The organism is Methylobacterium sp. D54C, from assembly GCF_053345595.1.
In genome coordinates this window covers 109,825-128,729 of sequence record NZ_JBKFAK010000002.1, presented here as the reverse complement: position 1 = coordinate 128,729, position 18,905 = coordinate 109,825, and the positions used below count along the sequence as shown (strand labels likewise).

Genomic DNA, 18,905 nt, shown 5'->3' with positions numbered 1-18,905 from the left:
ACCGGTGGCCGCGCGGAGCAGGATCGCAGATGGATGACAGGCAGATGGCCCGCGGGCTGGCTTGGTTCGGGATCGGGCTCGGCCTCGCCGAGACCTTCGCGCCCCGGCGCGTCGCCGCCGCGACCGGCCTCGACGGCCACGAGGGCCTGATCCAGCTCTACGGCCTGCGCGAGATCGCCTCGGGCGCGGCGATCCTGGCTGCCGCCGAGCCGGAGCGGCATCTCGGCCTGCGGGTGGGCGGGGATCTCCTCGATGCCGGCCTGCTGGCGGCCCGCGCCACGCCCTCGAACCCGCGGCGCAACCGTACCCTGGCCGCGGCCCTGGCGGTGGCGCCCGTCGTCATGCTGGATGCCGCCATCTGGCTGAGGGCGCGCGACAGGCGCGGCCCATCTCCGGGCGATCCCGGCCGGAGGTCCGGCGCGATCGCGCGATGACCGGTACAAGGGTGGCGACGGGGGTGGCGATGGGGGTGTGGCGACGGGAGCAGTGCGCTCAGGGATGTCCGGGCGCGTCCTTCGCCGGGTCTCCCCCAGAATCGTCCACCTCGCCTTCCGCGGCGGGTTCGGTCCCCTCGATCGCGCGGGCGAGCTCGGTCAGCACCTCCTCCACCATCGGCGGCCAGGGGGCCCTCTCCTCATCCATCAGGCGGGCCGCGCCGACCAGCGCGGAGATCTGCGCCTCGTAGACCGGCCGGCCTACCAGCTGCGCGTAGCGCACGCGCGCCGCGAGCGCCGTGGCCAGGCGCTGAACCTCCGCGATCTTCGCGCTCGGCGCGCCGCTGCCGTCGCCGTTGCCCATCCGTCCACCCCCTCGGGATCCTCACCGATCCTCATAGGCCATGGCCGGGACACAGTCAGGACCGGCTACCAGGCTTCGAGAATCCGGCCGCCGACGAGCGCGACGACGACACCGACGAGCAGCGCCATGCCGATGTCCCGGAGCGGCGCGGTGATCAAGCCGGCCTCGGGAGCCGGCGGCGACACGTAGCGGGTCAGGCTCTCGGGCAGCGCCGGCGCCGGCGGCACGGGGGCCCTCCGCCGAAGGGCGAGGCGGATGCGGTGCATGGGCGTGATCCCCGGACGACCTCAGGCGGTCTCGACCTGGCGGGGCCCGGCGGCCGCCTGGGCCTTCCGCGCGGACGTCTTCGGGCGGACGAAATCGCCGAGGGGCTTGCAGGTCGGCAGGCCGATCACCTCGACCGACCGGGTCGGGGCCTGCGGCGCCGCATTGCGCGGAACGAGAACCTCCGTCCCGTTCGCACTCTCCGTCTGCCCTTCGCCGAGATCCGGCAGTTCGACACGATGCCCGACTAGGTACGCCTCGATGTCGATGAGGCGGTGGCGCAGCCGCCAGATATCGTTCTCGACGCCGTTGATCTGCACGAGGAGGTCGGAGACGGTGCCCTGACGCGCCGCGATCGCCGAGAGCACAGAGGCCCGTTCGTTCAGCAGCACGGCCTTGACGGTCGGGTTCATGACGTACGCCTCCGAATGTTACAGCACCACGATTCCCGAATTCGGAAGCGAAGACAGTTCTCAAAATGGCTTAGCCGTTACGCCCGAAGGTGAACGGCCGCATTCAGCCGCCGAACGACTCGCGCCGGGGTGCCGATCGCGCGCGAAGGCGGGAACTTCTCGCGCGCGCGTGCGTCAGTTTCGCACAGACCGACGCACGCAGTGCTGGGAGCTTCACATGCGCAGATCCGCGACTCTCGCCATGGCCGCCGCCCTGACCCTGGCCTCCGTCACCGCCTGGGCCGACCCGGTGAGCCAGACGGGCACCGGCGGCGGGCCCGCCACCACCGCCAAGGCGCCCCATACCGCCGCGACCGGCCAGACGGTGCCCAATCCCGGCGCCCTCGGCCCGAACGAGACCGGCAGCATCGAGCGCCGCGACGCCGTCGAGGAGCGCAACGACGCGATCACCCGCGGCATCTGCATCGGCTGCAACCGCTGAGAGGTGGCCCGGCGGCGGCAGGGCGTCGGCAAGACGGTAGTCCTGACGGCGCCCCGGCCATGACCGCGGTTCATGGCCGGGGTGCGGTGGCCGCGGCCGGGGGTTGAAGCCCCGGCGGCCCTGGCCCAAATCAGCGCGCCTCACCGACCATGAACAGGAGTGAACACGTGGCAAACGAGTCTGTCGAACAGGCGGCAGAGAAGACCTATTTCGGCCTGACCCTCTCGCAGCACGCGGACCGGATCCGGAAGCTCGCGACGGAGCGGGGCCTGACCGGGGAGACGTTCGACCGCGTGACCGCGCAGGCCGTGGCGATGATCCCGACTATCAAGGTGACCGACGCCGCCCAGCGGTGAGCCGGGCCGGGCCGATCATCGCTCGGCCCGCAGCCCCTTGAGCATGCGCCGGGCGATGGTCCGCACGGCCTCATCGTCCCGCGCCTCGCCCTCGACCGTATCCCACAGGTGGACGAGGCTGCCCTCGAGCTCGTCCAGCAGTTCCGGGTTCTGCCGCGCCAGGAACCGCATCGTCCCGAACAGGAGATGCTCGGTCGCCATCTCGCGCCGGCGCGCCTCGGTGACGGGATCCGGGTGCGGCTTGGAGGTCTGATCGCTCATGGTCGGCCAACGGCCCGCGCGGGCCGCGGTTCGCCGGGCTGTGCGCGGTGCGACGCCGCGGACGGCACCGAGCCTCGACGACGCACGCGACCGGGAACAGCGCCGGGCCGACACGGTTTGCCGGTCAGGAACGGGCGTCCGGAGAGGGCTGTCGATGGCCGAGGCGGATCCGCCCAAACCCGAGGACGAGGCCCCGCCCGGCACGCCGGGCACCAGCGAGAACCTGTGCCGGACCTGCGGCGGCACCGGCAAGGTCGCCGACGCGCAGTGCTCCGATTGCCGGGGCAGCGGCACGGTGACGACCGGCATCGGCGGCGCCTGACGCCGTATCACCCGGCACGATCGGCGCGGGGACCGCGACGCGCTCAGCGCCGCAGCGCGCCGATCCACGCGGTGAGCGGCTCCACGAACGCCGCCCAGGTCCGTGACCACACCGTGCCGGTGCGGGCGTCCGCCGGGCGCGCGCCGGACATCAGGGCCGCCACCAGGGCATCCTCGCGGGCCTTGCACTCGTCGAGGGCGTTGCGCTCGTCGCCGGCGCGGCTCTGCCCCGTCGGCTGATGCCCCGTGGCGTCCCGCAGGCAGCGGTGCCACGCGCGCTCCAGCTCGGCCGGATCGGTGGCTCCGGCGGCCGGCCCCGCAACCGCAGGTCCGGTGGTCAGGAGGAGCATCGCGGACAAGCTGAGCACCGGCATGCGCATGCTCGCTCTATGCCCGATTCGTGCCCCCGAGGGATAGAACGTAGCAGCAACAGTGGCCCCGGCTCGGCTCGGCTCGGCGGCCGGTCAGCCGGCCCGGCCGTGCCTCGCCACCCGACAGCCGTGATCCATCAGGTATTCGGCGCTGGCCTCAGGCTCCCGATAGGCGAGCAGGATCATCCCGCCCCGCGGATCCCCGGGATCGGCCTCCACCGCCGCGAAGCTCGCGTCGTGCAGGTGGCCCTGCCAGCCGGGCACGCGGGCCAGCGCGGCGAACGGGTTGAACGCCGCGACCGCGTCCGCCGGGACCCGCATGGCGAGGTAGGACACCTCCGCCAGCGGCACCGGGAACGGAGCCCAGCTGTCGCCGACGGCGTCGCCATGGGCCTTCAGGGCCGCCGTGACGCTCCGGCGCATGAAGTCGAGGTGGATGTGCAGCTGATCCTGGCTGCGGCCGCCCACGGAATTCACCTCCAGGCCCACCGCGGAGGGGGGCAGGCGGCCCTGCAGCGCGTCCGACACGTAGTGCCGGGCCGCGAGCGCCGCCCGCCAGTAGGCCGCTCCCCGCGGGCCCTGGAGCACGGGGGCCTCGATGCCCGAGACGCTGTCGGTGGGCATCACCACCGTGTGGGTGGGCTGGCCCGGCGCCCGCAGCACCGCCGTTCCCGGGCGCGCCGCGTCTCCGAGATCGACCGCGAGGCAGGGAAAGCTCCGGCCCGCGGCCTTCTTGGCGAGCACGCAGCCCTGCAGCGCCACCCAGAGCACGTCCCGCACCGGATTGGCCGCGATGGCGGCCGGCATCACCGAGAAGGCGAGAAGGGTCGCGACGACCAGAGTACCACGCATGATCAGATGTTCCGGTCCCCGGCCGGCGTTATGATACGTCGGGCGGCGCGCCATCGTTGTACGCGGCCGCCGTCGCCGCGAGGTTACGTTTCCGCGATGCTGAGATCGAACGCGCAGTGGCACGGCCTGATACGGGTCGCGGCCTGGATCCTGGTGGCGCTGATCGCCGCGATCACGCTGGTGCCGATCGGCCTCCGCCCGGTGGTCACGGCCAATCCCAGCTACGAGCGCGTCGCGGCCTACGCACTGGCCGGGCTGCTCATGACGGTGGCCTACCCGCGGCACTGGCTCTGGATCCTGGCGGGCAGCGTCGTCCTGGCCGGCGGTCTGGAAGCCGGCCAGACCCTCACCGGGACCCGCCACGGCCGGTTCGACGACTTCCTGATCAAGGCCGCCGCCGGGCTCGTCGGCGCCCTGGCGGGCCGCCCGCTCGCGATCCTGGCCGACCGCGCCCTCGCCGGCAGCACCGCGGCCGGCACCACCCTGGCCGGCCGCGATCTGGGCGACCGCACCTGCGGCTGAGCCGCGTCGCGCCGTCCCGCCCATGCCGCCGGCGCATGGCCGCGGCGCCGGTCCGGTGCCGGACGACGGGCCGCGCGCGGAAACCGCCGAGCTTGACCCGCGTTGCCTTGAAGGGGCTCTCACGCGAGGTGCTGCATGTTCGGCGCGGCCAAGCTCACGGGACGGTTCTGGTTCCGCAAGACGTGGACGGGCAAGCTGGTCCTGCTCGTCGAGGAAGAGAGGCCGCGGTGGTTCAGCCGCACCGGCCTCACCAAGCTCCGCTGGCGCGACGCCCGCCTGCTCGACCTGGCCGAGGCGCCGATGCGCACCCTGATGACCCTCGAGCGCAGCTACCGCGCCGACTACGCGGCCGGGCCCGCGCGGGTCCTGCAGGCCGTCATCCCGCCCGGGACGCGCGGCGCGATCGCCACGCCGATCGGGACCGCGGCCAACGCCTGAGCGTCGCCGCGGCGCGAGGGCGCGGGCCGAGCATGGAGGGGCAGGGCTCGGCCCGCCTGTCGTTCGGCTTCTTACCCCCAAAGCCGGAGCGACCCTGTCAGTGACCACGGTCAGGGTTAACGCTTTGTGAAGAGCCCCGCCCGGTCCGGCTGGTCGGCTGCGGCCGGAGGCGCCCGAGGATCCGGCAGTCGGGGTGCCGGCGGGCGAAAGATCCGGCACGAAATGCGTCACTGATCTATGTTGGTATTCGCGACTCCATTCGGTAGATAACAGGCATAATGGGTTATCTTCGTGCAGATAAGGACTTGACTGTCGAGAAGCGAATGCACGTTCATGGATCACTCCCACGTGAGAGGCGCCCATGGAAGATAGCAATCCTGCACCGCATCAGGACCCGATCGATTTCGTCGAGCTGACCGCCGATATTGTTTCGGCTTATGTCGCCAACAACTCCGTTCCGGTTCCCGACCTCCCGTCGCTGCTGTCGGGCGTCCACGCCGCGCTGGCCGGTCTCGGGCACGCGACGGTCACGTCGGAGCCCGAATTCAAGAAGGCGACGCCCGCGCAGATCAAGAAGTCGATCACGCCCGACGCCCTGATCAGCTTCATCGACGGCAAGCCGTACAAGACGCTCAAGCGGCATCTCACCGGCAACGGCATGACGATCGAGCAGTACCGGCAGCGCTACGGGCTGCCGCCGGACTACCCGACGACCGCGTCCAACTACTCGGCGATGCGCGCCGAGTTCGCCCGCAACGCCGGCCTCGGCCACAAGCGCCGCGGCCCGGCCGCCAAGCGGAGCGAGCCCGCGGAGACCGTCGCGGCGGAGGCCGGCGCCGGCACGAAGGCTCCCAAGAGCCGCAAGACCCGGAAGGCCGCCGCGGAGGCGTGAGGCCCCGGCCGCGCGCCCCGGCGCGCACTGCCGGCGCCCCGCGCGTCAGGACCTGAGATGACGGGACCGGGTACGGCCTCGCCGGACCCACCCGTCACCTCCCGGCCGGTCCCGGACCGGCGCGCGTCGGAACGACCCCAGCGGCCAGCCGTTGGGCCGGTTGAACACCCGACCGCCCGACGGAGCCACGCTTGACCCGATCGATCCCCGCCCTCGTCCTCGCCGCCGCCACGCTGGCCGCCCTTCCGGCCGCGGCCCGGGCGCAGGATCGGCCCGGCCCCGGGGCGGCGCCACCGGCCGAGACCGCGCCGAAGCCGGCAGCCGACACGAAGGACCCGGGCAAGACCGCGACGGAGGCCGTCACGCATCCCTCCGCCGTGCCGCCGACGGAGGGCGCGGTCGGTACCGGCAAGCCCCCGGCCACGGGCGACGCCCCGACGACCGGCCGGTAGAGTCCGCCCCCGCACCCCCAACCCTGTCCGCCCGCCGCCACCCCCGGCCGGCGGCCGCATCCCCGTCGCGGCCGAGCCTCGTCCCGGCCGCGCATCGGCCCTGTCGGGCGAGGTGAGCCGGATCATGCGTCCAGACCGGGCCGTTCACGCCGGCCGCGCGCCCATCGTCCGCGCTCGAAACCCGGCACGTCCCTGGTGGCGCCTGCTGCGCCGGCACAGCACCGGCATCGCCGCGCCGGACCCGCGTCTCTGGGTCCTGACCCTGGCGATCGTCGCGGTCGACGTCGTCTGGATGGCCGCGTCCGGCATCGCCGCCGCGCCCCTGGGCTTCGCGCTCGCGGGCCTCGCCGCCCTCGTCCTGCTGAGCGCCGCCGCCTGCCTGAGCACGGTGAAGTCCGACCCGCCCCTGCGCGGCATGGCCCTGGCGAGCGCGTTCCTCATCGCCTTCACGGTGCCGGTGGCGGTCCTGCACTTCCTCGCCGCCGGGATCGGGCTGCCCTTCGTCGATCCCGCGCTGGCCCGCATCGAGACCGCCCTCGGCTTCGACTGGACCGGTCACGTGGCGTTCCTGGCGCGGCACCCGACGCTGTCGTGGTGGCTGGCGCTCGCCTACCATTCCAGCGGCCCGCAGGTCGGGCTCGTGGTGATCGCGCTGAGCGCGACCCGCCGCCTCGGCCGGCTCTGGACCTACATCCGGCTGTTTTCCGCGACGCTGCTGTGCGTGATCGTCATCGCCGCCCTGCTGCCGGCCCTCGGCCCCTACGCCCACTACGCCCCGCGGGTCGTCCCGTCCGAGCCCCTGGAGACGGTCGGCGCGCTCTGGCACCTGGAGCCGGTGGCGCGGCTGCGGGCCGGTACCCTGCACACGCTGGCGCTCGGCGACCTGCGCGGCCTCGCGACCTTCCCGTCCTTCCACGTGTGCCTCGCGATCCTCACGGCCTGGGCGCTGGCGCCGATGCCGCTCCTCGGCCCCCTGGCCGTCCTGCTGAACGCCGCCGTGATCGTCGCGACCGTCGGGTCGGGCGGTCATTACCTGCCAGACGTGCTGGCGGGCGGTCTCCTGGCCCTCGCGGCCCTGGCCTGCCGCGCCCGGCGGCGCGGGTCGACGGCCGATCCCGCCGCGCGCGATCCCGCCACCCGGAGGATCGAGGCGCTCGAAGCGATCCGGCCAGCCGACGCCTGAGAACGGGTCGGGCCGCGAACATCCCCGCGCCCGGCGGATGGGCCAGGGGGCGGGGAAAGCGCGACGATGACCCGGACCCGGTGGACGATCCGCGGTTCCGTCGCCGCCGCGCGGCTCCGGTCGATGTCTGAGAGGCCCACGGGCGCCGACGGCACCGCCCGGATCCCGCGGCCCCGACGGCCCCGCTTGCCCCCCGACCCCGCGCTCCATAGATCCCGACGATGACGGCACTCCCCTTCGACAACAGCTACGCCCGCCTGCCGGAGCGCTTCTACGCCCGCCGGCCGCCGACGCCCGTGGCGGCGCCGCGCCTCGTCCGGCTGAACCGCGCGCTCGCCGAGGAGCTCGGCCTCGATCCGGACTGGCTCGCCGGGCCGGACGGCGTCGCGGCGCTCGCGGGGAACGCGGTCCCGGACGGCGCCGACCCGATCGCCGCGGCCTATGCCGGGCACCAGTTCGGCCAGTTCGTGCCCCAGCTCGGCGACGGCCGCGCAGTCCTGCTCGGCGAGGTCGTCGACCGGAACGGGCGCCGCCGCGACATCCAGCTGAAGGGCGCGGGCCCGACGCCGTTCTCCCGGCGGGGCGACGGGCGGGCGGCGCTCGGCCCGGTCCTGCGCGAGTACCTCGTCAGCGAGGCCATGGCGGCGCTCGGCATCCCGACCACCCGGGCCCTCGCCGCCGTGACGACCGGCGAGCCGGTGGTGCGCGAGACGCTCCTGCCGGGCGCGGTCCTCACGCGCGTGGCGGCGAGCCACATCCGGGTCGGCACCTTCCAGTTCTTCGCGGCGCGGGGCGACGTCGAGGGCCTGCGGGCGCTCGCCGACCACGTCGTCGCCCGGCACCATCCGGACGCGGCCGGGGCCGGCAATCCCTACCGGGCGCTGCTGGAGGGCGTCGTCGCGGCCCAGGCGGCCCTCGTCGCCCGCTGGTTGCACGTCGGCTTCGTCCACGGGGTGATGAACACCGACAACATGTCGGTCGCGGGCGAGACGATCGATTACGGGCCCTGCGCGTTCCTCGACGCCTACGATCCCCGGACGGTCTACAGCTCCATCGACCGCAACGGCCGCTACGCCTACGGCCAGCAGCCGCGGATCGCGCTCTGGAACCTGACCCGCCTCGCCGAGACCCTGCTGCCGCTCCTCGCCGAGGGCGAGGACGCCGCGGTCGCCGAGGCCGAGGCGGCGCTGGCCACCTTCGCGCCGCGCTTCGAGGCGGCCTATCACGGCGGCCTCGCCCGCAAGCTCGGCCTCGCCGAGCCCCGCGACGGCGACGCCGAGCTGGCGGGCGACCTCCTCAAGGGCATGGCCGAGAACCAAGCCGACTTCACCCTGACGTTCCGCCGGCTCTGCGACGCGGCGGCGCGGCCTGAGGCCGACGCGGCCGTGCGCGACCTGTTCGTCGACCCGACGCGCTACGATGCCTGGGCGACCGCGTGGCGCGCGCGGCTGGCGCAGGAGGCACGCGACCCGGTCGAGACCGCCGCCGCGATGCGCCGGGAGAACCCGGCCTTCATCCCGCGCAACCACCGGGTCGAGGCGATGATCGAGGCCGCCGTGGAGCGGGACGACTTCGCGCCGTTCGCGACGCTCCTCGCCGTCCTGGCCCGCCCCTACGACGACCAGCCGGACCACGCTGCCTTCGCGGAGGCGCCCGCGGGCGGCGGCGTCGGCTACCGGACCTTCTGCGGCACCTGAGCCCGCGCGCCGCCGGTCAGGACCGCGGCCACGTGAAGATCTCGCGCAGCCCGCCCGCGTGGCGAAACCAGTGGACGCGGGTCGCTGGATTGAAACCGTGATCCTGGTACGAAGTGGCGATCACCGACACGAGAGTCTCGGCCGCCGAGCGGTCGTGAATGTCGTAGGCCAGAAGTCTGGGAGTACCGTCGGTCTCGCGGGTGAGATCGCGAACCAGAATCGAATACGACATATCCCCCCTCCTTTCGACACAAAGCATGTACTCAAGATTATATCGCCAAAGCCAGGATCGTTCGCGGAAGGATCGTGTAAAGGTTAAACAACGTTAACGGGAATGTGTTGATTTGATACGGCCCCGGTTGGACTCGCAGGGCGCGCAGGTCTTCGTGGGGATCGCGCGGTGCGCGACGCCGGAGCGGTCCGGTGCGAGAAGCGAGGCTGTCGACCGGGTTCGGGCGCCGAATCACGCCGCGGTGCCGGCCCGAGAGCCGTGCCCGATCGTGTCGCAGCGGTCTCGACGGACGACGATTCGGGCGGAGTCAGTCGCGCCATTCCCCTCTCCCGTGCGGCACAGGCTCGGCGCGCCTCCGCCTCAACTTGACCGGGACCGGCCCTAGATGTCGGAAAGCGGGCGCCCGACCGGACCGACGGGGCGCAGGGCAGAGCCGGAGGCCATGGTGAAGCGGATCCGGGCGGGGCTCGTCGCGGCAGGGCTCGCGCTGCTGACAGCCCAGTGCGCGCCCACGCCCGGCGCGCCGGCGGCCGGGATCGTCGTCGCCTCCAAGCTCGACACGGAGGGCGGGGTGCTCGGGAACATCATCCTGCAGGCGCTCCAGGCCCGGGGCCTGCCGACCGTCGACAAGATCCAGCTCGGCGCCACCGCGATCGTCCGCCAGGCCCTGATCGAGGGGCAGATCGACATCTATCCCGAATACACCGGCAACGCGGCGTTCTTCTTCGGGAAGGCCGATCTCCCGGTCTGGAAGGACCCGGAGGCGGCCTACCGCACGGCCCGGGACCTGGATCGCGCGGCCAACGACCTCGTCTGGCTGACGCCCGCCTCGGCCAACAACACCTGGGCGATCGCGGTGCGCGAGGAGGTCGCGCGGGCCGCGGGCCTGAGGACCATGAGCGACTTCAGCCGCTACGTGGCGGGAGGCGGCGCGATCAAGCTCGCCGCCTCGTCGGAATTCGTGACCAGCCCGGGGGCGCTGCCGGCCTTCGGCCGGGCCTACGGCTTCACCCTCCGGCCGAACCAGCTCGTCATCCTGGCCGGCGGCGACACGGCCGCGACGATCGCGGCGGCGGCGCGGGGCACCTCCGGCACGAACGCCGCCATGGTGTTCGGCACCGACGGCAGCATGGCGGTCGCGCGCCTCGTCATGCTGGACGACGACAAGGGCGTCCAGCCGGTCTACCAGCCGGCGCCGGTGGTCCGCGGCGCGGTCCTCAAGGCCCATCCGGAGATCGCCGCGGTGCTGGACCCGATCTTCCGCAAGCTCGATCTGGCCACGCTCCGGGATCTCAACGGCCGGGTCCAGATCGGCGGCGAGCCGGCCTCCGCGGTCGCGGCGGACTTCCTCCGGCGGAACGGGTTCGTGCGGTGAGCCGGCCGCGCGGACAGCGCGGCGCGACGCGCCCTCACCGGCGGAGCCGTCCGCGGCCCGCGGGATCCCGCGTCGACAAGCCGGGGCTCCGCCGGCAAGGATGCGCGGCGGGGCGCCCGAGAGCGTCGCGACGCCGGTGACCCGCCTCATGAGACCCGCCGCATTTCCGTCCATCGTCGCGCCCCCGGGCGCCGCCGCAGCGTGAGGATGGGGGAATCCCTCGCGTCCGGGCGGTTTCGCCCGGGCGTCGATCCGCTGGGCGCGGCCTTCGCGGCCGTCCTGGCACTGAGCCTGCTCGCCCTGCCGCTGATGACGACCCGGCCGAACCGGATCGCGGCCGGCACCGCGCTGACGGCGTGGTCGGCGCTCCCCCCCGGCGCGGCGCTCCTCCTCGGGGGCGTCGTCGCCCTCGCGCTGCCGCCGCTGGTCCTGCGGTCGGCGCCGATCCTGCGGCTGGCCGCCGCCGCCGCGATCCTGCTGCTGCTCGGCCTCGCGGCCGGCTGGGCGGCCGATCAGCTGACCGCGCCGGGCGACCGGTACGGCCGGGTCTCGCCGGACGCGGGCTGGTGGCTCGCCTTCGTCACGGCGGCCCTCGCGGCCGGCGACGGGCTGGCGCGGCTGCGGCCGGGACCGGTCCTGCGGATCGCCGCGCTCGCCCTGCTGGTCGCCGCGACGGGGCTCGCCCTGCGCACCGGCTTCTGGGACAACCTCTCGGTCCTGCGGGAATATGCCAGTCGCTCCGACACGTTCGGCCGGGAGCTGCGGACCCACGCCGCCCTCGCCCTCGCCTCGGTGGCGGCCGCCGCCCTGGTCGGGATCATGGCGGCCGTGCTGGCCCGCCCGGTCGCGCCCGCGCGGACGGGCCTGCTCACGGGCCTCAACGTCGTGCAGACCGTCCCGTCCATGGCGCTGTTCGGCATGCTGATCGCGCCCCTGGCCTGGATCGGCCGGGAGGTGCCGGGTGCGGCCGCCCTCGGCATCGCGGGGATCGGCGCAGCGCCGGCCTTCGTGGCGCTGTTCGCCTACGCGCTCCTGCCCGTGGCCGCCGCGACCGTCGCGGGCCTCGACGCGGTGCCCTGGCCGGTGCGCGACGCCGCCCGGGGCGTCGGCATGACCGCGCGCCAGCGGCTGTTCCAGGTCGACCTGCCCCTCGCCCTGCCGGCGATCCTGACCGGGATCCGGATCGTCCTCGTCCAGAATATTGGCCTCGCGGTGATCGCGGGGCTCGTGGGCGGCGGCGGCCTCGGCGTGTTCGTCTTCCAGGGCATCAGCCAGAACGCGGGCGACCTCGTCCTGCTCGGCGCGCTGCCGACCGTCGCCATGGCGACCGGCGCCGCGGTGCTGCTCGACGCCGTCATCGACCTGAGCCGCGGCCGCGCGGCGGAGCGGATCCCATGATCGACCTCGCCGGGGTGAGCCGCGTCTTCGAGGGGCGCACGGTGGTGGCGGACGTCACCCTGCGGGTCGAGGCCGGGGCGATCCTGACGGTGGTCGGCACCTCGGGATCGGGCAAGACCACCCTGCTGCGGATGATCAACCGCCTGATCGAGCCGAGCGCCGGGACGATCCGGATCGCGGGCCGGGACGTCCGGGAGGTGCCGCCGCACCTGCTGCGGCGCGGGATCGGCTACGCCATCCAGGGGCACGGGCTGTTCCCCCACCGCACGGTCGCGGAGAACATCGCGGTGGTGCCGAGGCTCGTCGGCTGGGACCGCCGGCGGATCGCCGCGCGGGTCGACGAGCTCCTCGGCCTGTTCAACCTCGATCCGGCGATCTACCGGGACCGCCTGCCGGCGGCGCTCTCCGGCGGCGAGCAGCAGCGGATCGGCGTCGCCCGGGCGCTCGCGGCCGAGCCGCCGATCCTGCTCATGGACGAGCCCTTCGGCGCCCTCGATCCGATCATCCGCGGGCGGGCGCAGGCGGATCTGCTGGCGATCCAGGCGCGCTACGGCACCACGATCGTGCTGGTGACCCACGACATGACCGAGGCCCTGCATCTCGGCGACCGGGTCGCCGTAATGGATGGCGGGCGCCTCGTGCAGGAGGCCGCGCCGGCGGACCTCGTCGGCGCGCCCGCCACCGCCTTCGTCGGCGCCCTCCTCGGCAGCGGCGACCGGGCCTTCCAGCTCATGGCCCTGCGCGCCGTGGACGATCTGATCGAGCCCGGCCCGGCGCCGGGCCCGCCCATCCCGGCCGGAACCACGGTGCGGGCCGCCCTCGCCGAGAGCCTGTGGTCCCGGCGCCCGGCCCTGCCGGTCAGCCGCGACGGCGTCGTCCTGGGCCGGGTGACGCGGGAGGCCCTCGAGGCGCGGGGCGCCCGGCCGTGATCCGCGCCCCGCAGATCGCCCGGGCCGCGCTCCTCGCCCTGCTCGGGGCGTTCCTGGTCGCCCCGGGGTGGTTCGCGCCCCTGTTCCGGCCCTTCGCCCCCGGCGACACGCCGCCGATCTACGCCCAGACGCCGCTGCTGACGCTCGCCGTCAACCACCTCCTGCTCGTCGCCGCCGCGACCGCGACCGCGGCCGCGATCGCCCTCGGCCTCGTGGTCGCGGCCACGCGGCCGGCCGGCCGCGACGTGCTGCCCTTCGCCCGGTCGGTGGCCCGAATCGGGCAGACCTTCCCGCCCGTCGCGGTCCTGGCCCTGGCCGTGCCGATCCTCGGGTTCGGCGCGGTCCCGACCCTGATCGCCCTCGTCCTCTACGGGCTCCTGCCGATCTTCGAGACCGCGCTCACCGGGCTCGAGGATCTCGACCCGGCGCTGATGGAGGCCGCCCGCGGCATGGGTCTGACCGACCGGCAGCGACTCGTCCGCGTCGAGCTGCCCCTGGCGCTGCCCATGATCCTGTCGGGGATCCGCCTCGCCGCGATCATCGGGCTGGCGACGGCGACCATCGGCTCCACGGTCGCCGCCAGCACCCTCGGCGAGGTGATCATCTCCGGCCTGCTGACCGGCAACACCGCCTACGTCCTGCAGGGCGGCCTCGTCGTGTCCGCGCTGGCGCTCCTGATCGACGGCGGTTTCCGCCGACTCGAGCGCGGCGCGGCACGCCGGGCTGGATTTCCTTCCTAGAGGCGACTAGAAGGCCAGCGGGGCCGTACGCGCGGCCCTGGGGCGTGGAACCCCCTGTCTGATGGTCGGTGCCGACCACAACGGCACCCGTATCCTTGGCCACACGGTCGGGGAGCCTGCGGCGTATGTCCAGGCGTTCCGGCGCTAAAGGTCGTAGGGACCGTTCAGACACGGTTTTCCAACTCCCCGACTCGGGATGGTCGAAGGCTCGCTCGCGGGGGCGCACCGCGAGCCAGGGCCCGCCGGGAGGATGGGCCATGGGTTCCAGCGATCCCGAGACGCGCAGGCGGCAGCTCGACCGGCTGCGCGCGGCCTACGAGGCCCGCGCGGGCCGGCCGGACCTCACGGCCATCGGCAGCGGTGCGCGGCACTCGCGGGTGCTCCTGGGACGGATCCTCGTGGTGCTCGGCGGCCTGCCGGACGGGGCCGGACTGCCGGCGATCGGTCCGGGCGGGAACGGACGCGCCCAGACGTAGCCGCGCGGGTCGCGGCGCCGGACGGCCGGCGAGACGCGCGGCCGCGGCGGCCTGACCGGCACGGAGGCTGGCGCGAAACCGGATCGACGGATCCGGTGCGACGGGACAGGCGGGTCGACTCGGCGATAAGACGCTGCCCATGACGTCGCCCATGACGCCCGCCGACCGGGACCGGTTCGAGAAGTGCCTCGCGCTCGCCGACCAGGGGGCCACGGCGGGCGAGCGCGCGGCCGCCCGGGCGGCCGCCGAGCGCATCGCCCGGGGCGCCGGGCTGACCCTCGCGGCGGCGGCCGAGGCGCTCCGGCGGAGCGGACAGGCCTCCGCCGATCGGGCGGCCCGCCCGCCCCCGCCCCGGCGGTCCTATCCCTGGGCGCAACCCAAGGAACCGGTGACACCCGTCACGGTCGAGGAATTGCTGCGCCAGAAGGCCGAGACGGAGGCGTGGCGCAAGCGCAGCGCGGCCGCCGCCGACCGCCGCCGGAAGCGGGAGCGCGCCGACCAGGAGGCCTACGTGGCGGAGCAGCGCGCCCGGCAGGCGGAGCGCGACCGGGACTGGGCGCGCACCCGCGCGGATCCCCCGGGGGCGCCGGAGGACGGGACCTGAGCGCCGGTCGGCCGGCTCAGCGGTGATGCCGCGGCCGCGCGCTCCGGTGCGCCCGCGCCCTGCGGTGCCGCGGCGCGACCCGCGGCGGCGTCGGCGGCTCCGCGGCGGCGACCGGAGGCCCGGGCGCGACGCCGTCACGGGCGGCGACGATCCGGCGGGCTTCCTCGACGCTCATGTCGCAGGCGCTCGTCATGCCCTGCAGGGCGCCCAGGGCGCGGTTGTACTCGGGAAGGTTGATGCATCCGGGGACGCCCCACGCCCAGGCGGGGACCGGCGCGGAGCCCGCCACCGCCAGCGCGAGGGCGGCAAGAGCGTTCCTGAGCGACACGGATCCCTCTCCTCTTCACCGAGACCCGGATCCCACCCCCTGAGGCAGCACGCCCCTCCGGGCGGCGGGTTCACGGACGCCCGATCAGGCCCCGCCGCACATGTGCTGGGAGTCGGGCAAAGTCCAGGAATCCAGCGTGCGCAGGTTGGTCGTCGTGTACATCTTGCCGCGATCGTCGCCCTTGGGGCAGCCCGTCGGCAGAAGTACGAGGCAGGTCATGACCCGGTCGCCGACCCGCGACCGCGCGACCGCTTCGACATACGCGTAGGAGACGCCGTAGACGCCGTTCTTGAGATCGACGCTCGTCCCGTCCCCGATCCCGTCGCCCTTCGGCTTCACGAGCGTGTCGCTGAACCGGGTCCCGATCCGCGCGATGGTGGTCGCCGCGCAGGTGCCGACCCGCGTCGGCACCTGCGCCTCGGCGGCGGACGCGAACCCGAGACCGGCGACCAACAGGGCGCCGGCCAGGATCGGTCCGGGGGCAGCCACCATCAGGCGGCTTCGAGGAGGAAGTTGGCCCGGCGGAACATCAATTCGCGCCGGTAGAAGTAGACGCCGCGGTGCCGCATCGCCGCGTGCGCCGCGTCCACGTCGAATCCGTACGGCCTGTCCCGGGTCGTATCGATGCAGCCGACATACATCCATCGGACACCGTCGATGAGCGACGGGATGGGCTGGTCCTGTCGGACGGCGCAGAACTGTTCCCCGTCCGAGGCCGAGATGAAAATGTAGAAGGTCTTCCGCGCGCACATCCGAACCTCCATGGGACTCGGGGATGTAACCGCAACGCCACGGTCAAGCTATAAAACGACCTTGAAGCAATAGTCAAGCTTCTGCCACATTTTCGTCACGTGTGAGACAGACCACCCCGGCCGCACGCCTCACAGGCAGCCGACCCGCCGCAGGGCGCCGATCAGCTTCCGGCCGACGCGGTAGCCGTTGAGGGATTCCGATCCGAGGATGCGGACGGTCTCGGCCGACGCGGTGCGGTCGTACAGGAACACCTGGAAATCCGACCGCCCCTGCCCGACGGGGCCGCTGCTGACCTGGCCGCAGAACGCCACGGCGGACTCCGCCTCGGCGGGGATAGGTCGGATCTTGCGGAATCTCACGAGGCCCGCATCCGGGAAGGCCGCGGCGACCCGCGCCCGCATCTCGGCCTCCAGATCATCGGCGCCCTGTCCGTGGGCGAACGGCGCCGCGAGCAGGCCTCCGAGGAGCGCCGCCAGCATCGCGCGTCCCCATCCCGTCCCAGGCACGGTGCGGGACTTCCGGACCCTCGACCTCGGAACGGGCGGGCGGCGTGTGGCGGCCATGAAGGGACTTCGCGATGCGCTCGAAGCGTATTGGATCACGAAGATCTGCGAAGTGGAAGCGTCGGAACCTCGCCGGCGAATTGTCCCGCAGGCGCGACCCGAAAAATCCGGCGGCGCTCTCCCAATCTCGGACAGAACCATGGCCATGTCATTGACCAACCGGACGGCGCGCGTCGCATCGAAATTCTGCATTGACAGACGATAATGTCCGAGTATTCCTGGTCTATAATAGGTGTCGGCAGGGTCGAAGAAGGGGTCGATCGCTTTGCGCAAGAACCAGGACCAGCTCGAGCCGACCATCAGCGACGTGGCCCTGCGCGTCGTGACCGCCTATCTGTCGAACAACGCGCTGCCGCACACCAGCATACCGCCGCTCCTGCTCACCGTGCACGGCGCGCTCTCCGCGCTCACCGACCGGCCCGCGGTCGTCGAGGCGCCGCCCGAGCAGCCCGACGCCGCTCAGATCCGCGGCTCGGTCCGCCAGGACGGCATCGTCAGCTTCATCGACGGCCGGTCGTACAAGACCATGAAGCGGCACCTCACGGCGCACGGGCTGACGCCGGAACTCTACCGCGCGCGCTACGGGCTGCCGGACGATTACCCGATGACCGCGCCGGGCTACGCCGAGCGCCGGTCAGAGATCGCCAAGGCGATCCGGCTCGGCAGCAAGGCTGCCTGATCGACGCCGCCTGACCGACGCAGCCCGGCCGCCGAGCCCCCGTGAACCGATGGCCGGCACGGACGTAGACGCGCTGGGCGGGGCGGCGCGCGCGTGCCGGCACTGCGGGTCGGCCCGTCTGGCAACGCGATCGGGTGAGAGGGATCTGGCCATGAAGGGTCTGTCTGGCTGCGTCGCCCTCCTTCTCCTCGGGATCGGACCGGCCTCGGCGCAGACCGTCCTGGCCCCGTCCGGAGACTCGGCCGTGACGCAGCCCGGTGGGACGGCGGGGCGGGCCGCGCGACGCAACATCCAGGAGGCCTACCGCAACGGCGACGTGGTCGGCCATCGGCATGCGCCAGCCGCCCCCGCGCCCCGGCCGGACCGGCCCCGCCGCACGAGCCCGCGCTTCTAGAGGCCCCGCTCCTCGCGCGAGCGCCGTGCTGCGCGCCGGCCTTCGGCGCCCGGGCGCCGGCCGGACTCCGCGCTCGCCGCCCGCGGGCCACGGCCTGAAATCGTTCTGTAATCCGAGCCGGTCACGGTCCGCGCGCAGGTCGACCGCAGCTCGCGGTCGCGGCGGGTCGCGCTGGACCGGATCGACCCGGCAGCCCGGCCCCGGCAACGACGACAGGTGTTCGATGCTTCGGACTGCGATCGCCCTGACGCTTCTGCTGGCCGGAGCCCCGGCCTGGGCCGGACCGCGCTGGCAGGACCTGCCGCCGACCCCCGCGCCGGTCGCCGGCACGGTTTCCGGGCGCGCCGCCGTCAACGGCATTCGGCTGTATTACGCCACGATCGGCAACGGTCCGCCGGTCGTCCTGCTGCACGGCGGCCTGTCGAACTCCGATTACTGGGGCCACCAAGTCGCGGCGCTCGCCGCCCGCCGCACGGTCATCCTCGTGGACAGCCGCGGGCACGGCCGCAGCACCCGGGACGATCGGCCATTCGGCTACGACCTGATGACCGACGACGTGGTCGGGCTGCTCGACGTGCTGAAGATCCCGCGCGCCGACATCGTCGGGTGGAGCGACGGCGCGATCCTCGGTCTCGACATGGCGATGCGCCACCCCGACCGCGTCGGCAAGGTGTTCGCGTTCGGCGCCAACGCCGACCCGTCTGGCCTGATCGAGGGTGTGGAGACGAACCCGACCTTCGCCGCCTTCATCGACCGGGCCGGCAAGGAGTACGAGGCCCTCTCGCCGACCCCGAAGGACTACGCCGCCTTCGTCGACGCGGTTGGCCGGATGTGGGGCGGGCAGCCGCGCTGGACCGAAGCCGATCTGAAGCGGATCCGCGCGCCGGTCCTCATCGCGGACGGCGACCACGACGAGGGGATCAAGCGCGCGCACACCGAGTACCTCGCTGCCACGATTCCCGGGGCTTGGCTGCTGATCCTGCCCAATGCCAGCCACTTCGCGTTCCTCCAGGATCCGGCGCTCTTCAACGCGGCGCTCCTCGGCTTCCTGGACGGGCCATGATGGCCAGAGGCGCTCGATCGGGCAGTTTCCCGAACGTGGTCGGACCGCGATGATCCAGCCCACGCCCCAA

General features: G+C 73.5%; 30 protein-coding genes. 19 read left to right on the top strand and 11 right to left on the bottom strand.

Features of this window, described 5'->3' with window-relative positions; translation table 11 throughout:
- Window positions 1–29: 29 nt before the first annotated feature.
- Entirely contained in the window at window positions 30–434 is a 405-nt protein-coding gene (locus ACLBYB_RS05870; protein WP_020090977.1) for a hypothetical protein, read from the top strand.
- A 58-nt stretch (window positions 435–492) separates the two neighbouring features.
- Here the strand turns inward: ACLBYB_RS05870 and ACLBYB_RS05865 are convergent, their stop codons facing one another.
- The 3 genes from ACLBYB_RS05865 to ACLBYB_RS05855 all read right to left on the bottom strand — a co-directional run bounded on the left by ACLBYB_RS05865 (window position 493) and on the right by ACLBYB_RS05855 (window position 1,475).
- Window positions 493–798 (bottom strand): hypothetical protein, encoded by a 306-nt coding sequence (locus ACLBYB_RS05865; protein WP_447698218.1) that lies wholly within the window; start codon window positions 796–798, stop codon window positions 493–495.
- A 65-nt stretch (window positions 799–863) separates the two neighbouring features.
- Window positions 864–1,064 (bottom strand): hypothetical protein, encoded by a 201-nt coding sequence (locus tag ACLBYB_RS05860; protein WP_020090979.1) that lies wholly within the window; start codon window positions 1,062–1,064, stop codon window positions 864–866.
- 21 nt (window positions 1,065–1,085) lie between these two features.
- A complete protein-coding gene (locus ACLBYB_RS05855; RefSeq protein ID WP_447698217.1) occupies window positions 1,086–1,475 on the bottom strand; it encodes a hypothetical protein in 390 nt (129 codons plus the stop codon).
- Window positions 1,476–1,692: 217 nt separating this feature from the next.
- Here ACLBYB_RS05855 and ACLBYB_RS05850 point away from each other — a divergent pair, with 217 nt between their 5' ends.
- The gene (locus ACLBYB_RS05850; protein ID WP_026604594.1) at window positions 1,693–1,956 is read left to right on the top strand and encodes a hypothetical protein; all 264 of its coding nucleotides are present in this window, start codon (window positions 1,693–1,695) and stop codon (window positions 1,954–1,956) included.
- 167 nt (window positions 1,957–2,123) lie between these two features.
- Window positions 2,124–2,312 carry a hypothetical protein gene (locus ACLBYB_RS05845; RefSeq protein WP_020090982.1) on the top strand — a complete coding sequence of 63 codons (189 nt, stop codon included), beginning with the start codon at window positions 2,124–2,126 and terminating at the stop codon, window positions 2,310–2,312.
- 15 nt (window positions 2,313–2,327) lie between these two features.
- Here the strand turns inward: ACLBYB_RS05845 and ACLBYB_RS05840 are convergent, their stop codons facing one another.
- Window positions 2,328–2,573 carry a hypothetical protein gene (locus ACLBYB_RS05840; protein ID WP_170868072.1) on the bottom strand — a complete coding sequence of 82 codons (246 nt, stop codon included), beginning with the start codon at window positions 2,571–2,573 and terminating at the stop codon, window positions 2,328–2,330.
- Between the two features lie 154 nt (window positions 2,574–2,727).
- Here ACLBYB_RS05840 and ACLBYB_RS05835 point away from each other — a divergent pair, with 154 nt between their 5' ends.
- Window positions 2,728–2,895, top strand: a complete 168-nt coding sequence (locus tag ACLBYB_RS05835) for a hypothetical protein (protein WP_447698216.1) — start codon at window positions 2,728–2,730, stop codon at window positions 2,893–2,895.
- A 43-nt stretch (window positions 2,896–2,938) separates the two neighbouring features.
- Here ACLBYB_RS05835 and ACLBYB_RS05830 read toward each other — a convergent pair whose 3' ends face one another.
- Both ACLBYB_RS05830 and ACLBYB_RS05825 read right to left on the bottom strand, forming a co-directional pair.
- A complete protein-coding gene (locus tag ACLBYB_RS05830) occupies window positions 2,939–3,268 on the bottom strand; it encodes a hypothetical protein (RefSeq protein ID WP_447698215.1) in 330 nt (109 codons plus the stop codon).
- 90 nt (window positions 3,269–3,358) lie between these two features.
- Window positions 3,359–4,117 carry a CDP-diacylglycerol diphosphatase gene (locus ACLBYB_RS05825; RefSeq protein WP_447698214.1) on the bottom strand — a complete coding sequence of 253 codons (759 nt, stop codon included), beginning with the start codon at window positions 4,115–4,117 and terminating at the stop codon, window positions 3,359–3,361.
- Between the two features lie 96 nt (window positions 4,118–4,213).
- Here ACLBYB_RS05825 and ACLBYB_RS05820 point away from each other — a divergent pair, with 96 nt between their 5' ends.
- From ACLBYB_RS05820 to ACLBYB_RS05795, 6 genes are all read left to right on the top strand, one after another.
- Entirely contained in the window at window positions 4,214–4,639 is a 426-nt protein-coding gene (locus ACLBYB_RS05820; RefSeq protein WP_447698213.1) for a hypothetical protein, read from the top strand.
- A gap of 135 nt (window positions 4,640–4,774) precedes the next feature.
- Entirely contained in the window at window positions 4,775–5,077 is a 303-nt protein-coding gene (locus tag ACLBYB_RS05815; protein WP_020090988.1) for a hypothetical protein, read from the top strand.
- Window positions 5,078–5,438: 361 nt separating this feature from the next.
- Window positions 5,439–5,969, top strand: coding sequence for a MucR family transcriptional regulator (locus tag ACLBYB_RS05810; protein ID WP_100251589.1), 531 nt, complete (start codon window positions 5,439–5,441; stop codon window positions 5,967–5,969).
- 191 nt (window positions 5,970–6,160) lie between these two features.
- Window positions 6,161–6,421, top strand: coding sequence for a hypothetical protein (locus ACLBYB_RS05805; protein WP_020090990.1), 261 nt, complete (start codon window positions 6,161–6,163; stop codon window positions 6,419–6,421).
- A 124-nt stretch (window positions 6,422–6,545) separates the two neighbouring features.
- Window positions 6,546–7,604 carry a phosphatase PAP2 family protein gene (locus tag ACLBYB_RS05800; RefSeq protein WP_447698212.1) on the top strand — a complete coding sequence of 353 codons (1,059 nt, stop codon included), beginning with the start codon at window positions 6,546–6,548 and terminating at the stop codon, window positions 7,602–7,604.
- A gap of 221 nt (window positions 7,605–7,825) precedes the next feature.
- Window positions 7,826–9,301 carry a protein adenylyltransferase SelO gene (locus tag ACLBYB_RS05795; RefSeq protein WP_447698211.1) on the top strand — a complete coding sequence of 492 codons (1,476 nt, stop codon included), beginning with the start codon at window positions 7,826–7,828 and terminating at the stop codon, window positions 9,299–9,301.
- A gap of 16 nt (window positions 9,302–9,317) precedes the next feature.
- Here ACLBYB_RS05795 and ACLBYB_RS05790 read toward each other — a convergent pair whose 3' ends face one another.
- On the bottom strand, window positions 9,318–9,533 hold the full coding sequence (locus tag ACLBYB_RS05790) for a hypothetical protein (RefSeq protein WP_447698210.1): 216 nt from the start codon (window positions 9,531–9,533) through the stop codon (window positions 9,318–9,320).
- Window positions 9,534–9,975: 442 nt separating this feature from the next.
- Between ACLBYB_RS05790 and osmF the strand changes: the two genes are divergently transcribed.
- The 6 genes from osmF (at window position 9,976) to ACLBYB_RS05760 (ending at window position 15,055) form a co-directional block, all read left to right on the top strand.
- Window positions 9,976–10,908, top strand: a complete 933-nt coding sequence (osmF, locus tag ACLBYB_RS05785; protein WP_447698209.1) for a glycine betaine ABC transporter substrate-binding protein OsmF — start codon at window positions 9,976–9,978, stop codon at window positions 10,906–10,908.
- A gap of 207 nt (window positions 10,909–11,115) precedes the next feature.
- The gene (locus ACLBYB_RS05780) at window positions 11,116–12,306 is read left to right on the top strand and encodes an ABC transporter permease (RefSeq protein ID WP_447698208.1); all 1,191 of its coding nucleotides are present in this window, start codon (window positions 11,116–11,118) and stop codon (window positions 12,304–12,306) included.
- On the top strand, window positions 12,303–13,235 hold the full coding sequence (locus tag ACLBYB_RS05775; RefSeq protein WP_132368025.1) for an ABC transporter ATP-binding protein: 933 nt from the start codon (window positions 12,303–12,305) through the stop codon (window positions 13,233–13,235). Before ACLBYB_RS05780 ends, ACLBYB_RS05775 begins: the two co-directional genes overlap by 4 nt.
- Entirely contained in the window at window positions 13,232–13,975 is a 744-nt protein-coding gene (locus tag ACLBYB_RS05770) for an ABC transporter permease (protein ID WP_447698207.1), read from the top strand. The genes ACLBYB_RS05775 and ACLBYB_RS05770 overlap by 4 nt, the downstream gene beginning before the upstream one ends.
- A 257-nt stretch (window positions 13,976–14,232) precedes the next feature.
- Window positions 14,233–14,451, top strand: coding sequence for a hypothetical protein (locus ACLBYB_RS05765; protein WP_020090998.1), 219 nt, complete (start codon window positions 14,233–14,235; stop codon window positions 14,449–14,451).
- A gap of 139 nt (window positions 14,452–14,590) precedes the next feature.
- Window positions 14,591–15,055 carry a hypothetical protein gene (locus ACLBYB_RS05760; RefSeq protein ID WP_020090999.1) on the top strand — a complete coding sequence of 155 codons (465 nt, stop codon included), beginning with the start codon at window positions 14,591–14,593 and terminating at the stop codon, window positions 15,053–15,055.
- Between the two features lie 16 nt (window positions 15,056–15,071).
- Here the strand turns inward: ACLBYB_RS05760 and ACLBYB_RS05755 are convergent, their stop codons facing one another.
- The 4 genes from ACLBYB_RS05755 to ACLBYB_RS05740 form a co-directional block, all read right to left on the bottom strand.
- Window positions 15,072–15,383 carry a hypothetical protein gene (locus ACLBYB_RS05755; protein ID WP_447698206.1) on the bottom strand — a complete coding sequence of 104 codons (312 nt, stop codon included), beginning with the start codon at window positions 15,381–15,383 and terminating at the stop codon, window positions 15,072–15,074.
- Window positions 15,384–15,467: 84 nt separating this feature from the next.
- A complete protein-coding gene (locus ACLBYB_RS05750) occupies window positions 15,468–15,875 on the bottom strand; it encodes a hypothetical protein (RefSeq protein WP_447698205.1) in 408 nt (135 codons plus the stop codon).
- A complete protein-coding gene (locus ACLBYB_RS05745) occupies window positions 15,875–16,135 on the bottom strand; it encodes a hypothetical protein (protein ID WP_056523187.1) in 261 nt (86 codons plus the stop codon). The genes ACLBYB_RS05750 and ACLBYB_RS05745 overlap by 1 nt, the downstream gene beginning before the upstream one ends.
- Before the next feature lie 129 nt (window positions 16,136–16,264).
- Window positions 16,265–16,615 (bottom strand): hypothetical protein, encoded by a 351-nt coding sequence (locus tag ACLBYB_RS05740; protein WP_056522867.1) that lies wholly within the window; start codon window positions 16,613–16,615, stop codon window positions 16,265–16,267.
- 349 nt (window positions 16,616–16,964) lie between these two features.
- Here ACLBYB_RS05740 and ACLBYB_RS05735 point away from each other — a divergent pair, with 349 nt between their 5' ends.
- The 3 genes from ACLBYB_RS05735 to ACLBYB_RS05725 all read left to right on the top strand — a co-directional run bounded on the left by ACLBYB_RS05735 (window position 16,965) and on the right by ACLBYB_RS05725 (window position 18,835).
- A complete protein-coding gene (locus tag ACLBYB_RS05735; protein ID WP_020091004.1) occupies window positions 16,965–17,378 on the top strand; it encodes a MucR family transcriptional regulator in 414 nt (137 codons plus the stop codon).
- A 151-nt stretch (window positions 17,379–17,529) separates the two neighbouring features.
- Window positions 17,530–17,772: a hypothetical protein gene (locus ACLBYB_RS05730; protein ID WP_091676038.1), complete on the top strand. Its 243-nt coding sequence runs from the start codon at window positions 17,530–17,532 to the stop codon at window positions 17,770–17,772.
- Window positions 17,773–17,995: 223 nt separating this feature from the next.
- The gene (locus ACLBYB_RS05725) at window positions 17,996–18,835 is read left to right on the top strand and encodes an alpha/beta fold hydrolase (RefSeq protein WP_447698204.1); all 840 of its coding nucleotides are present in this window, start codon (window positions 17,996–17,998) and stop codon (window positions 18,833–18,835) included.
- Window positions 18,836–18,905: the final 70 nt, after the last annotated feature.

Excerpts from the sequence above, each read along its gene's own strand:
- ACLBYB_RS05775 (WP_132368025.1), top strand. The coding sequence starts at position 12,303 with ATGATCGACCTCGCCGGGGTGAGCCGCGTCTTCGAGGGGCGCACGGTG.
- ACLBYB_RS05750 (WP_447698205.1), bottom strand. The coding sequence starts at position 15,875 with ATGGTGGCTGCCCCCGGACCGATCCTGGCCGGCGCCCTGTTGGTCGCC.
- ACLBYB_RS05830 (WP_447698215.1), bottom strand. The coding sequence starts at position 3,268 with ATGCCGGTGCTCAGCTTGTCCGCGATGCTCCTCCTGACCACCGGACCT.
- ACLBYB_RS05860 (WP_020090979.1), bottom strand. The coding sequence starts at position 1,064 with ATGCACCGCATCCGCCTCGCCCTTCGGCGGAGGGCCCCCGTGCCGCCG.
- ACLBYB_RS05760 (WP_020090999.1), top strand. The coding sequence starts at position 14,591 with ATGACGTCGCCCATGACGCCCGCCGACCGGGACCGGTTCGAGAAGTGC.
- ACLBYB_RS05840 (WP_170868072.1), bottom strand. The coding sequence starts at position 2,573 with ATGAGCGATCAGACCTCCAAGCCGCACCCGGATCCCGTCACCGAGGCG.
- ACLBYB_RS05765 (WP_020090998.1), top strand. The coding sequence starts at position 14,233 with ATGGGTTCCAGCGATCCCGAGACGCGCAGGCGGCAGCTCGACCGGCTG.
- ACLBYB_RS05780 (WP_447698208.1), top strand. The coding sequence starts at position 11,116 with ATGGGGGAATCCCTCGCGTCCGGGCGGTTTCGCCCGGGCGTCGATCCG.
- ACLBYB_RS05740 (WP_056522867.1), bottom strand. The coding sequence starts at position 16,615 with ATGCTGGCGGCGCTCCTCGGAGGCCTGCTCGCGGCGCCGTTCGCCCAC.
- ACLBYB_RS05870 (WP_020090977.1), top strand. The coding sequence starts at position 30 with ATGGATGACAGGCAGATGGCCCGCGGGCTGGCTTGGTTCGGGATCGGG.
- ACLBYB_RS05730 (WP_091676038.1), top strand. The coding sequence starts at position 17,530 with ATGAAGGGTCTGTCTGGCTGCGTCGCCCTCCTTCTCCTCGGGATCGGA.
- ACLBYB_RS05825 (WP_447698214.1), bottom strand. The coding sequence starts at position 4,117 with ATGCGTGGTACTCTGGTCGTCGCGACCCTTCTCGCCTTCTCGGTGATG.
- ACLBYB_RS05795 (WP_447698211.1), top strand. The coding sequence starts at position 7,826 with ATGACGGCACTCCCCTTCGACAACAGCTACGCCCGCCTGCCGGAGCGC.
- ACLBYB_RS05790 (WP_447698210.1), bottom strand. The coding sequence starts at position 9,533 with ATGTCGTATTCGATTCTGGTTCGCGATCTCACCCGCGAGACCGACGGT.
- ACLBYB_RS05815 (WP_020090988.1), top strand. The coding sequence starts at position 4,775 with ATGTTCGGCGCGGCCAAGCTCACGGGACGGTTCTGGTTCCGCAAGACG.
- ACLBYB_RS05725 (WP_447698204.1), top strand. The coding sequence starts at position 17,996 with ATGCTTCGGACTGCGATCGCCCTGACGCTTCTGCTGGCCGGAGCCCCG.
- osmF (WP_447698209.1), top strand. The coding sequence starts at position 9,976 with ATGGTGAAGCGGATCCGGGCGGGGCTCGTCGCGGCAGGGCTCGCGCTG.
- ACLBYB_RS05850 (WP_026604594.1), top strand. The coding sequence starts at position 1,693 with ATGCGCAGATCCGCGACTCTCGCCATGGCCGCCGCCCTGACCCTGGCC.
- ACLBYB_RS05855 (WP_447698217.1), bottom strand. The coding sequence starts at position 1,475 with ATGAACCCGACCGTCAAGGCCGTGCTGCTGAACGAACGGGCCTCTGTG.
- ACLBYB_RS05810 (WP_100251589.1), top strand. The coding sequence starts at position 5,439 with ATGGAAGATAGCAATCCTGCACCGCATCAGGACCCGATCGATTTCGTC.
- ACLBYB_RS05820 (WP_447698213.1), top strand. The coding sequence starts at position 4,214 with ATGCTGAGATCGAACGCGCAGTGGCACGGCCTGATACGGGTCGCGGCC.
- ACLBYB_RS05800 (WP_447698212.1), top strand. The coding sequence starts at position 6,546 with ATGCGTCCAGACCGGGCCGTTCACGCCGGCCGCGCGCCCATCGTCCGC.
- ACLBYB_RS05865 (WP_447698218.1), bottom strand. The coding sequence starts at position 798 with ATGGGCAACGGCGACGGCAGCGGCGCGCCGAGCGCGAAGATCGCGGAG.
- ACLBYB_RS05745 (WP_056523187.1), bottom strand. The coding sequence starts at position 16,135 with ATGTGCGCGCGGAAGACCTTCTACATTTTCATCTCGGCCTCGGACGGG.
- ACLBYB_RS05835 (WP_447698216.1), top strand. The coding sequence starts at position 2,728 with ATGGCCGAGGCGGATCCGCCCAAACCCGAGGACGAGGCCCCGCCCGGC.